Origin of the sequence: Kribbella sp. NPDC003505, assembly GCF_040610875.1 — a bacterium.
Taxonomy (GTDB): Bacteria; Actinomycetota; Actinomycetes; order Propionibacteriales; family Kribbellaceae; genus Kribbella.
In genome coordinates this window covers 504,438-516,216 of sequence record NZ_JBEXNA010000006.1, presented here as the reverse complement: position 1 = coordinate 516,216, position 11,779 = coordinate 504,438, and the positions used below count along the sequence as shown (strand labels likewise).

The 11,779-nt window shown below is 69.7% G+C and carries 7 protein-coding genes; 1 reads left to right on the top strand and 6 read right to left on the bottom strand.

Going from position 1 to position 11,779, the window contains the following annotated elements; all coding sequences use genetic code 11:
• Window positions 1–69: 69 nt before the first annotated feature.
• Entirely contained in the window at window positions 70–1,236 is a 1,167-nt protein-coding gene (locus tag ABZX12_RS23645) for a hypothetical protein (RefSeq protein WP_355696294.1), read from the top strand.
• On the opposite strand, the gene ABZX12_RS23640 is transcribed toward ABZX12_RS23645, so the two are convergent.
• Genes ABZX12_RS23640 through ABZX12_RS23615 form a run of 6 tightly spaced genes read right to left on the bottom strand, consistent with a single transcriptional unit; the run spans window position 1,233 to window position 11,766 of the window.
• Window positions 1,233–1,646 (bottom strand): DUF2000 domain-containing protein, encoded by a 414-nt coding sequence (locus ABZX12_RS23640; protein ID WP_355696292.1) that lies wholly within the window; start codon window positions 1,644–1,646, stop codon window positions 1,233–1,235. The two genes, ABZX12_RS23645 and ABZX12_RS23640, sit on opposite strands and share 4 nt — an antisense overlap.
• A 44-nt stretch (window positions 1,647–1,690) precedes the next feature.
• Complete coding sequence (locus ABZX12_RS23635) at window positions 1,691–3,631, bottom strand: SWIM zinc finger family protein (RefSeq protein WP_355696291.1); 1,941 nt, start codon at window positions 3,629–3,631, stop codon at window positions 1,691–1,693.
• The gene (locus ABZX12_RS23630; protein WP_355696289.1) at window positions 3,628–4,782 is read right to left on the bottom strand and encodes a VWA domain-containing protein; all 1,155 of its coding nucleotides are present in this window, start codon (window positions 4,780–4,782) and stop codon (window positions 3,628–3,630) included. The genes ABZX12_RS23635 and ABZX12_RS23630 overlap by 4 nt, the downstream gene beginning before the upstream one ends.
• Window positions 4,779–7,154, bottom strand: coding sequence for a DUF5682 family protein (locus tag ABZX12_RS23625; protein ID WP_355696287.1), 2,376 nt, complete (start codon window positions 7,152–7,154; stop codon window positions 4,779–4,781). The genes ABZX12_RS23630 and ABZX12_RS23625 overlap by 4 nt, the downstream gene beginning before the upstream one ends.
• An 8-nt stretch (window positions 7,155–7,162) precedes the next feature.
• Complete coding sequence (locus ABZX12_RS23620; RefSeq protein ID WP_355696285.1) at window positions 7,163–8,257, bottom strand: AAA family ATPase; 1,095 nt, start codon at window positions 8,255–8,257, stop codon at window positions 7,163–7,165.
• Window positions 8,257–11,766, bottom strand: a complete 3,510-nt coding sequence (locus ABZX12_RS23615) for a DUF4132 domain-containing protein (RefSeq protein WP_355696283.1) — start codon at window positions 11,764–11,766, stop codon at window positions 8,257–8,259. The genes ABZX12_RS23620 and ABZX12_RS23615 overlap by 1 nt, the downstream gene beginning before the upstream one ends.
• Window positions 11,767–11,779: the final 13 nt, after the last annotated feature.

Sequence of the window (11,779 nt, the reverse complement as noted above, 5' to 3'; positions counted from 1 at the left end):
GGCCCCTCCTCGCGTAAGATTCCTCCGCCGACCTGACCCGCCTCGCGGGGGACATCTCTGCCTTGGGGGGTGACTGTGGAGCCGCGCCTGCGGGAGCTTTCCGACCGCTACTACCGTCGCCTGGCGGAGGTGCTGGAGCGCTGCGGCCTACCCCGCAGCATGCCGCCGTTCCTCGTCCTCGGGGTGCTCGCGGCGACGACCTCGATCGTGCTCGCGGTCGTGCACCTGGCGTCCCACCGGCACCCGTCCGACGGGCCGATCGCGATCGCACCGGCCGCCGCCGGGCGGTCCGGCAGCTCGGTGGTGAACTCCGAGCGGGCGCAGGTGCTGTCGGTCACGATGGTCACCCGGAACCGCTGGGCGGCCGGCTGGTCCGACTGCACCAGCGGCCCGAACTGCCGGTACGCCGCCGTCATCGACCGCGACGGCTCCCGCGCCGTCGCCCCCGAGTGGCCGGTTCCGTATGCGACGCTTCAGGCCGGCAAGGAGGCGATCGCGGTCGCACCGCCGCTCGAGGGCACGCTGACCGGCGCCGCGACGATGATGTTCCGGCTCACGTACGACGGGCCGGTGCTGACCCGGCTCCGGTACCGGCTGCCGACCTCGACGTTCGAGGAGGACGAGATCCTCACCGATCGGATCGTGCCTGGGTCGATCGTCGTGGTCAACCCGCAGGAGTCCTCGGTCCGGCTGCTCAAGACCCGGGGCACCCGGTCGCCGCTCTGCGACGACAGCGGCCGCTGCTGGGTCCTGACCGGGATCGGCCGGACGGACATGCTCTGGACCGACGACGGCGGTCGGAGCTGGGACTCGCGGTCGCTCGACAGCCACAACCAGCTCGGCCGGCTCGCGGTCAGCCCGGACGGCCGCACGCTGCTGACCACCGCGGTGGCCGTCGGCGCCAACGGCCAGACCGTCTCGAAGATGGAGCTGTCCACCGACCGCGGCGCGAACTGGACCACGGTCCAGGACCCGCCGGCCACTCTGAGCGCGTCACCGCTGGCCTTCGACGACGGCACCGCCCTGCTGCTCGGCGGCCGCGCCGGCGACCGCCCGCGGCTCTACCGGGTCCGCGACGGCGCCGCGAAGCTGGACCGCGGCTACCCCGGCGACCTCGCCGACCTGGCCGGCGACTCCGACCTGATGTACGGCTTCGAGGTGCCGAAGCGCCGCACCACCGAGGTCGTGCTCAGCACCGACCAGGGCGCCACCTGGACGAAGTTCGCCCCTCGCTAGTGGTGCTTGGCGGCGCCCTTGAGGGTCTTGTCGACGGCGTTCTTGGGGCCGTAGAGGGCGATGCCGACCAGATCGAGCTCGGCGGTCCCCACCGCCTTCACCGCCGCGCGGTTGTCCTGATCGTTGCCGGTGGCGAACAGGTCCTGGGTGAACACGGAGTGCTCGATGCCCCGGCCGAGAGCTCGCTCGTGCGCCGTGGCCATGAACTCCTTGGAGCCCTCGAACACCATCACCGGCTGCCGGAACATCGGCAGGTACCGCACCCCGTCCGCGTCCTCGTACGCCTCCCCCACGACCTCCGGATGCGTCCCGGCAATCCCACTGACCAGAAACGCCGTCACATTCAACCGCTGCCACACAGCCAGGTCGTCCCGCAACAACACAGCAATCTTCGTATCGAACTTGTCCACACCCCGATGCTCACCGGCGCGCCCGGCTCGGGTCTTGTACGTTCTTAACCACCGGTCAGCAGTTGGGTGACCTGCAGGGTCAGGTAGAAGGACCGCAGCAAAGCGATCGGCGGATCGGTGTCGCGACCAGTCGGGTACACGTCGAAGCCGGCCGACCGGAGCGCCTGATGGCGCTTGTCCAGGTCGCGGTTGAACGCGCCGGACGAGGCCGCGCTGGTGCCGCGCTCGGCCTGTTGCACCAGCCAGTTACGCAGGTCGAGCAGTTCTGTCGGTGCTGCAGGCGTCGCGGTCAGGGCCTGCCCGGTCGCGTGCCGGCGGCGCGAGGCCTCGCCGCCGAAGTGCAGCGCCTCGACCGCTCGCCCGGCAGGGCCCTCGGGGTGGATGAGGCTGAGCGGCTCGCCAACCAGCCCCTCGGCGGTCCTCCTGATCCTGGCCACCACAAGCGTGCCCCGCTCCGGCTCCGGACGTGCTTCGATCGCATCGACCGCGTGGCTAGTCTCCAGCGAGTACGGCAGTCGCAGCGGCAGTACGTCGCCCGCGACATCGGTGACCGGCCATTCGAGTCGTTGCATGACCTCGTCGAAGCGCGCCGGTGCGAACTCGGCGGGTCGCAGTACGGCCCACTCGCGCTGCGGCCCCTCGTGCTCCAGGATGCTCAGCGGTCGCCCTCCGAGCAGGTCGGACCAGCGGTCGGCCGCTGGTACCGCGTCCGCGATCGCTGCACCCGTCATCGGTTCATCGAAGGCGTGCGTTCCGTCTGCGCTCGACAGCCGGCCGTTCGCGGTCAGGCGGGCGCCGGTCAGCTTCAGACGTGCTCCGGTCGTGTGTGACGGGCTGTGCAGGCCGTCCCAGGGACCCGGCGCCGTGTACCGCCCGCGTGGCTCGAAGATCATGCTGCTCGGCCGGCTGTCCGTCCAGGTAACCGGTCGCCCGTCGTCGACCGACCAGAAGACGACCGTCAGGCCGGCGAAGCCCGACGCAGTCCGCCACGGGTACGCGCCGAGACCGATCAACTCGAGCTTGCCCGCGAGCTCGAAGCGCCCGCGCGCGGATCCGACCAGCCGTGGCAGGTCCCCGAGTTCTCCGAGCGCACTGACCAGCGCGTATGTCGTGGCCAGCTGTTCGAGCAGCACCTGTTCGTCGGCCTGGGCCGAGCGGGCCAGCGTCAGCTCGACCTGCCCCGCCATACCACGCAGCAGCCCTGCGAGCCGGTGGTACTCAGCGCCTTGCGCCGAGACCGCCAGCGTCTCGTAGCGTTGGAACAGGGGCTCCGACAGGTGGGCAACACCAAGCTGGACCGTGTCACGCAGCAACTGCTCAACCGCCGACCGCAGCGTACGCCGGTTCTCGCCACCGGACTTCGCCGGCACCCGACGCTCGATGGGCTCCAGCTCCAAGCCACTGGCCCGTTGGTACGCGAGGACGGCCGCGACCTGGTACTTCTCGACCGACCGAAGCCCGCCGTCGACCACGAGGCCACCGAGACCGGCGCCCATCCAGTGGAAGCTGATCCGCGGGCTCAGCAGCGTCAGCACCAGATGCTGCCCCTCTTCGATCCGGATTGCCTCCTCCAGGTCCAGATCCTGCACGTACTCACGGGCCCATCGGTACGCCGCCGTGCCGGCGAACGCCTTGAGGTCGGCCGGCGTGAGCTGGAGCAGCTCCGCGCCCAGCTCCTCGGCGCCATCCGCGGCGCCGTCCTCGGCGCCATCCTCGGTGAGCCACAGACCGGCCGCGATGATGTGCTGACAGGTCGAACCACTCGGGCAGCTACAGGTCGCTCCGGTCGGACCTGTCGGACCGAAGACGACCGTCGCGGTGCCGACTGCCACCTCGAGTGCAGCCGGGCCCTCACCGACGATCGTCGGCGGCGCCTGCTCGAGATCCTTGCGGGCGCGGCGCAGCAGACCCTTCGATGCCAACGCCGCCCAGGCTTCGTCGTCGTACCGGCCGAGCACGGCGACCAACTCCGGACGGATGCTCATCCGGTCACCTCGACGAGCCAGGACGCGAGTTGACCCGGTGTCAGGGCGGCGATCTGCATGCCCTCGTCGGCCAGCCGGCCCGCCATCGCCCGGTCGTAGAAAGGCTCCGCGGTACCGTCGAGCGCCGCGAGTCCGAGTAGCTTCACGCGCGCCTCGGCGAGGCCGCGAATCGCCCGGATCAGGTCCGTCGGCGAGCCGCCTTCGCAGAAGTCGGTGACCAGCACGAGGACGGTCCGGTGCGGGTTCTCGACGAGCCGAGCGCAGTACCGGACTGCCTTGGCGATGTCGGTTCCGCCGCCGAGTTGCACCCGCATCAGTACGTCGACCGGGTCGTCCACGTGCGCCGACAGGTCGACGACCGACGTGTCGAAGACGACCAGCCGGATGCGGAACGCCGGCAACCCGGCCAGGATGCCGGCCATCACCGCGCTGTGGATGACGGATCCGGCCATGCTGCCGCTCTGGTCGACGCAGACGACGATGTCCCAGGGCAGCCGGCGGGCGTTGCGCTCGAAGAACAGCACGTCGGCGAGCACGATCCGCTGCCCGTCCGGGTCGTAGTTCTTCAGGTTGCGGCGGATGGTGCCGTGCGGGTCGAAGTTGGCCGCGACCTTGAGCGGTGAGTGCCGGTGCTGGTGGAGCCGTCCGGCCATCGCCGCCCGGATCTCCAGGTCGAGCCGGCGGCGCAGCTCCTCGACGACCTGGCGGATGATCCGCCGCGCAACCGTGAGCGTCTCCGCACCGAGATGCCCCTTGAGCATGAGCAAGGTCTTCAGCAGGTCCTCGTCCGGCTCGAGGCGTTCGAGCAGCTCCGGATCGGTGATCAGCTCGGTCAGGCCGTAGCGGTCGAGGGCGTGGCGCTCGACAATCTCGACGGTCTCGCGGGGAAACAGCTCGCGCACCTCGGACAACCAGGTGACCAACGCGGGCGCCGAGGCGCCGCTTCCGCCCGGCTGCACCTGGTTCGTCCGGGAGCCGCCTGCGGAACCAGCGTCTTCCTCCCGGACGCCGCGACCGCCGTACTCGCGCCCATACAGGAAATCCAGCGCGGCCTCCATCCGCGCCTGCGGACTGCCGGCCGGCGCCGACCCGAGCCGCCCGTTGGCGTACCGGCCCAGCACCAGCCGCCACCGCTCGACGTCCTGACTCACCCGGACCACCCGCCGAGACCGTCACGCTGCAGCAGCGACCGCGCCTGTTCGGAAACCTGAAGCCGACTGTGCACCTCTTCGGCGGTGGCACTCGGGACCGTCATCGAACCCAAATCGGCGAGGCCCTTCAGCGATGCCACCAGCTTCGCGACCCGATCGGTCTCGATCGGCGTCAGGTCGGCGAACGCCAGCCGGAGCTCGGGCAGGTGCTGCACGAAGGTCGCCTGATCCCACCCGGTCAACCGCCGATCGAGCTCCGCGAGCAGGCTGTGCTCCTGCCACGCCGCCTCACGGGCCGTCAGCAGCAGCCCGGACACGAACGCCACACCAGCCGCAGGTGAGACGCCGCCCGCCAGGTGGCCGGTCACGCGGGAGACCACGTCGTCGGCACCGGAACGGCCCGCAGAATAAGCGATCCCGGCGGCCGCACCCTGCACGAACGGCTCCGCGTGGCCGTCGGCGATCCGGTCCACGAGATCCCAGTACAGGTCGGCGTCGAGGTCACCGCCGGTCTGGGCGACCAGAAGATCTCGCAGCCGCACGAGCGCGTCGGCGGTCGGCCGGGGCTCGCCGACAAGCTGCCGACCGAGGTAGATGGCCCGACGGTACGCCGTACCCAACAGAGCCGGGACCTCGCCGAGTTTGCGCGCCTCGAGCGGCTCCCGAGCCTCCCACAACAGGGCGAGCTGCGTGACCGCGGCGCCCACCGCGGCGAAGGCCACGTCCGCGGCGACACTCGACTTGACCAGGTCCAAGGTCTCGCCGACTCGGTCGTGCAACCCGAGCACGCACGCCTGCGCGAGCAGCGCGACCGCTTCCCGGGCGCCGACAGACGTCGTACGGCGCTCCGCGAGGATCTCTGCGAACCGGGTCGTCACCGCGGTCGAGACGGTCGAGCCGTAGATCGAGGCCTCGACCAACGCCCCCTCGACGAGCGGCGTCCAGCTGTAGTCCCACTTCTCGTGCAGGCGGCCGAGGCCCGTGCCGCGGACGAAGTCGGGACCAGCGGTCCGGTACGCGAACGGGACACCGAGGATCGCCAGGCCGTGCAGAAGCCGTGAGGTCTCGCGATGCGCCGGGTTGCGGTACAGGTCGAGCGAGGTCGACTGCCGGCTGATCTCGTCGACGCGGATCCGCTGCCGGCGCAGTCGTTGCAAGGTGTCCTCGACCAGCGGCGTCCGGCCGGCGCCGGGCGGGAGCTTGCCCATGGCGTCGCCGGTCAGCGTGTACGTGCTCGCCGCGCGGACCAGCACGCCCTCGATGTCGACATCGCCCTTCACGAAGCAGCTCTGCACTGCGTCGAGCAGATCGCTGCGCAGCGGCGCCGGCCGTTCGCGCAACGCGGCCAAGCGCAACGCTTGTTCGAACGCCGCCACGACCGACGGCAGCGGCAGCGGCAGGCGATGCCGCTCACGCAGCTCCATGCTGATGTCGAGCAGCGCGGTCAACGTCGCCGCGACCCGCGGATGCTGGCCGACGGGCGGATCGGTGAGGTTGGTCCAGAGCCGCTGGTGCCAGGCCGGTGAGGTCATCCCGGCGCTGTATCCGTTGAGCCGCTCGAGCCGCTCGAAGGTGTAGCGGATCAGCGCCGAGTCACCCGACACGTTGCCGGTGTCGATCCGCGGACGCGTGGGTGGATCCGCAAGCAGGGCGGGAAATGCGACCGCATGGAACCCGCCGACGACCACCAGCACCGGGCCGTCGTCCGGCGCTCGGGCCGCGAGCGCCTCCCGGACGTGCCACACCATCTCCGCTTCGCGCAGCGTCGTACCGTCGTCGCGCTCGGCGTGATCGGTGCGAGCCATCAGGCAGTACGCCGCCATGCGAGCGATCTGCTCGGCGGTGCTGGTCGTCCGCGCATCGGACTCGAACAACAGCTCCCACAGGTCTTCGGCGTCGGCGCACCCCATCCGCTTCGCCAGCAGGAGGAGACTCTCGCTGTGCCGGAAGTGCCGCTCGTCGAGCAGCGATTGGCCTTCCTCGCCGCCGTCCTGCGGTGTCTGCTGCACAAGGTGTTGCTCGGCCAGTTCCAGGTCGATGAAGCGGCTCGGGATACCGGCAGCTGTCGCGTCGCGAAGCGCCACCAGCTCAGGCGAGTAGTCGCAGAACGGATCGTAGGCCGCCCACCGGTCGCCGTCGCGCGCCGCGTAGGAGTAGACGGCGAGCGGCATCTCGGCCTCGGCATGGGTCAGCAGTGGGATCAGCGGCGTGAAGGCGCGCGGACCTTCGACAAGGACGACGCTCGGGGAGTGTTCCTCGATCAGACGGCGTACCAGCAGCGCACAGGCAGGGCTGTGGTGCCGGACCGGCACCACGACCAGATCGTCGCGGACCAGCTCCGCCGCCAGGTCCCGCACCTCTCCCGCTTCCATCGGACTGCTCAGCGGTCCAGCTCGCGGCGAGCCTCGAGGACGCGGCGCCACTGGCGGTCGGACTTCGCGCGCTGCTTGACCACCACGTCGAAGTAGTGCCGCAGCTTCTTCCCGTCGTCCGGGTTGTCCTTGAGCACCGTCCCGATCAGCTGCCGGGCAACATGTTCACCACCGACCGTCCCGTCGCCGAAGTACTGCGCATCGAGCCCGGCCGCGAACCCGACGGCGACAGCTTCCGCGGACGACAGCACCGCGCTCGGGCGCTCGATCACCGTGCCTTCCGCCGTCACGCCGTCCCGCAGGTCGTGGAACGCCGTGACCAGCAAGGACACCACGTCGTCGGTCAGCCGCGTCTCGACCTCGGACTGCGCGAGCAACGTCGCGGTCTGCTGCTTGACCAACGACTCCTCCAACCGCCGGTCGGCGATCGGCCGCACGGTCTCGAAGTTGAACCGGCGTTTGAGCGCGCTCGACATCTCGTGCACCCCGCGGTCACGCAGGTTCGCCGTGGCCAGCACGTTGAAGCCGCGCTCGGCGAACACCGCGGCCTCGCCGCCGGACAACTCCGGGACATGGATGACCTTGTCGGAGAGAACCCCGATCAGGACGTCCTGGATCTCCGGCTGGACGCGCGTGACCTCCTCGAAACGGCACGGTTTCCCCTGCTCGGCAGCGACGTACATCGGGCCCTTCACGAGCGCCCGCTGGGTCGGCCCCTCGGCGAGCAGCAGGGCGTAGTTCCACGAGTAGGTGATCTGGTCCTCGGTGGTCCCGGACGTGCCCTGGATCGTGCAGGTCGAGTCGCCGCCGATGGCTGCCGCGAACAGCTCGGACAGCATCGACTTCGCCGTCCCCGGCTCGCCGACGAGGAGCAGGCCGCGGTTGCTCATCAGCGTGACCACACAGCGGTCGACCAGCGCGTCGTCGCCGTAGAACTTCTGCCGTACGTCGAGTTCGCGGTCGCCGAGCACGAACGCCCGGACCGCCCGCGGCGACAGCTGCCACCCGGCCGGACGCGCGCCGGTGTCGGCCGCCCGCAACCGGTCCAGCTCGGCGGCGTGCACGACCTCGGCCGGTTCGCGCAGAATCGTTGCCTTGTGCATCAGAACTCCGTCTTCTTCTCCCAGTCCGGATCGAAGCCGGAACCGTCCGAGGCCATCAACCGGACGTCGTTGTAGATCTCCGAGAGCAACACAGCCGGGATGTCGCCGAGCCGCACGGACCTGCCCATGCCACCGCCGTCGGCCGACCGCAGCACCCGGACCACGCCGAGCGCGACCGTCCGGTTCTGCTCGGGCAACGGGTTCCCGGAGAAGCCGACCTCGACGACCAGGCCGAGGGTCGGGAAGCGCTTCTCGTACTCGTAGAACCAGCCGGCGTCCTGCGGCGTACCGCGCGTGTATCCGAGTTTCCCGGTCCGGCCGCGCAGCGCGAACGCCTCGACCAGATGACCCTTGAAGTCTTCGAGGAGGTGGTCGTCGGCGCGCTCGGCCGGCAGCTTGAAGATTCCCTTGCCGAACTGCTGGAACAGCGGCACCACCTCATAGTCGTCGAAGTGCTGCTGCCAACTGCGCACGACGTCGGCGTCCAGCAACGTGTCATGCGCGATCCGCACCACCGCGTCGGCGGCCAACTCGACCTCGTTGTCGTCGGCATCGGTCAAGGTGCCGTCATCCAGCGGCCGGAAGACGGTCTTGTGATCGGCGACCCAGGCCAGCCGCTGGACCAGCCGGCGCATGATCGGATGACCGTTCAGATACCGCTGCCAATCCTCGAACGGCCAGGTCCGCTCGGTGCACAAGCCCTCGTACAACCGGTCGGTCTGCAACTGGACGACCGCCTTCAACTCGCGTCTCGCGGCCGTCAGCGACTTCTTCGCCGCCTTCACCGCATCGGCGTCATCGGACTGCCGTGCCGCCGGCAGCGCCTTGATCTTCTTGCCTTCGGGCGACAGCAGCACGACAGTCAGGTCCGGCTGCAGGACGGCGGTGAACACGCGATCGCCGTACGAGAGCTCGATCCGGCCGTCCTCGTCGAGGCCGGCCACCGGCACGCTGCGGTCGGCGAGCTCGTTGATCGTCCAGCCCTTCCGCTCCGCGAGCGCCTCGGCCTGCCGGGTCGCCTCGTCCTGGAAGCTCTTCGTCCGGAAGCGGGACCCGACCGACAGCATCAACTGGATCGCACTCGGATGGTCGATCCAGGCGAGCATCGCGATCAACGCCTTACCCTGCGCGGCCCGCGTGCCGTACCACTCCTTCAGGTACCGCCCGACCGGCGCTGCGGCCCTCTCCCCAGCACAGGCCGCAACGACCGCCAGCACACCTTTGGAAGCAATCGCCGATCCGGCGGGCTGCCGGCTGAGCGCCGGCAGCATCTGCGCAATCATCTCCTGCTTGCTGAGCCCCGCCATGCCTGGCTGCTGGCTGTAGTACGAGAACCACTGCGTCACCTGCTGCTCGGCGCTCTCGTACGCCTTCTCCTGGCTGATCGGTACGACGTCCTGCGCCAACCAGGACTCGAGCAGATGCTGCCCCAACTTCTCCCGCTCGGTCGCGTCGAACATACCGCAGTACTTGCGCAGCAAAGCGTTCGGCTCCGGGGACTTCGCCTTCACGGCTTGGGCGATCAGCCACTTCAGTACCTCCGGCGGTGCGGCGTCGCCGTTGTCGGCCCAATGCACCTGAGGCAGCAGCTCCCAGCGCATCCATTCGAGGCCCTTGGGCAGCCCTTTCGCCAGGCCTTTCTCGGCGTCCTTGCGGAGACCACCTCGATCGACGTACTTCTCGACGGGCCGCCCGAAACTCTCCAGCGCGTCCAGCAGCGCACCGGTGGTGACGTCGTTCTTCTCCTTGGCGATCGCGGCTTCCAGGGCGGCTACGGCGGGCTCGTAACCCAACCGCTGCAGCCATTGCGCCGCGACCGCACGTACTTCGGCCTTGGTGTCCTGCAGCGCTTTCACGGCCCGCTCCTCGAAGCCGTCGACCCGTGTCAGCGCGTCCTGAGCAGCCCGCCGCTTCGCCTTCTGCGGCCGCAACGCGATCCCCGTCAACGCCTCGACAGCCTCCGCCGGCAACTCCGGCAAGGTCGCCAGCGCCCGGAATGGCGCCTCGTCGCTGGAATAGTAGTCCCCAGTGATCTCCAGCATTTCCAGGAACTGCGGCAAGGCCTGCCGCACGAACGGCGCGACGGCATCGTCCGGCCAATGCGCGCCGAGTCCGTCGTACCGGCGCTTGTAGCGGTCCGCCACGAGCGCGTTGCCGTCGAGGCCCATCGCGTCCAGGATCGCGGCGAGCTCGATCAAGGTCGGCTGCCCGGTCTGACTGAACAAACTGTTGTAGAAGGAGCTCGCCTGATCTGTCAGCAGGTGGTTCCAGCCGGCCATCAGCAGCCCGGTTCTGGCCAGCACCACGGTGGAAACAACCGGCCCCATCTTCGCGGCGTACTGGCCGAGGACCTGGGTCATCCACCAGTTGTGCGGCACCTGGCGCTTGGCGATCTCGCAGGGCACTCCGGTCTCGAGCGTGGTCAGCACCTGCTGCAGGTCGTCCTCACTCAGAACCTCGGCGTCACTGCCGGGCCCGAACGTCCGGTTCCCCCGCATCGCATCGGCCCACACGGTGCGCAGCAACGCCCGCAGCTCGTCGGTGACGGGAACTCGCAGGTCGACGGCACGAATCTCCGGCAGTGGCACGTCCTGGGGCGCGGCGACGGCCCAGGCGTCCAGGAGCTTGCGGACACTGGCGGCCCGGTCGGCGCCGGCGCGCTTTTCGGCCCAGGCCCGCTGCTCGTCGTCACCCGTTGCCCATAGCAACTTCAATGCCTCGAGTCGCTGCTCCGGCTTGCCGCTCTCGGCCAGCACCCGGAGCTCCTCCGGCACGCCCTCGATCGCCAGAAACCGCTGCGCGTCGCCTCGCACCTCGCGGTTGGAGGAGGCGACGATGCACGCCAGCTCCGGCGCGAACTCCGTCAGCGTCTCGGCCGGCAGATGTGTCAGGCACGGGATCGCCGACTGCTGGTGCGCGATCTTGTCGAGCGTCAGCCCGGCCTTGAGCGTCGGGAGGTGCCGCCGTACCGCGTCGTCGTACCCGGTCATGTGGACGACGGCGTGGACGCGGTGGTCCGGGAAATACCCGATGCTGCCGGCCGGCATCTCGAAGGCGATCAGCAGCATCGCGGCAGGGTCGAGCCCCTGCGCGACAAGCAGTTCCTCGAAGCGTTCGTGGCTGAAGGTGGAGCGGACGTTGCCCAACTGAAGCAGGAGTGCGCCGATCCACGACGGCTGGCCGGCCATGTCGCGCGGATAGTAGTGACCGGCGTGCGCCAGCGCCGCACCGAGGACGTTCGCCCACCGCGCCACGACGTCGATCGGCAGCGTCGCAAAGCCGCCCAGGAACCGCCGCAACGCGACCTCTTCGGCAGGCTCTCCGTGCCCGATCACCCCCAGCTTCCAGCACGCTTGATAGCCATCGAATCTGCCGAGAGCCGACCGCGGCGCACCCGTCAGCACATACGACACCAGGTCGTTGTGCAGCACCGTGTCGCCGTCCGCGACCGGCCTGATCGCTGTTCGTAGCGCGGCTTCAAGGTCGGCCGGCACCGTCGTTGTCGTCATCCCCACCCCCAGG

Coding starts and splice junctions, on each gene's coding strand:
- ABZX12_RS23620 (WP_355696285.1), bottom strand. CDS start 8,257: ATGCACAAGGCAACGATTCTGCGCGAACCGGCCGAGGTCGTGCACGCC.
- ABZX12_RS23635 (WP_355696291.1), bottom strand. CDS start 3,631: ATGAGCATCCGTCCGGAGTTGGTCGCCGTGCTCGGCCGGTACGACGAC.
- ABZX12_RS23615 (WP_355696283.1), bottom strand. CDS start 11,766: ATGACGACAACGACGGTGCCGGCCGACCTTGAAGCCGCGCTACGAACA.
- ABZX12_RS23625 (WP_355696287.1), bottom strand. CDS start 7,154: ATGGAAGCGGGAGAGGTGCGGGACCTGGCGGCGGAGCTGGTCCGCGAC.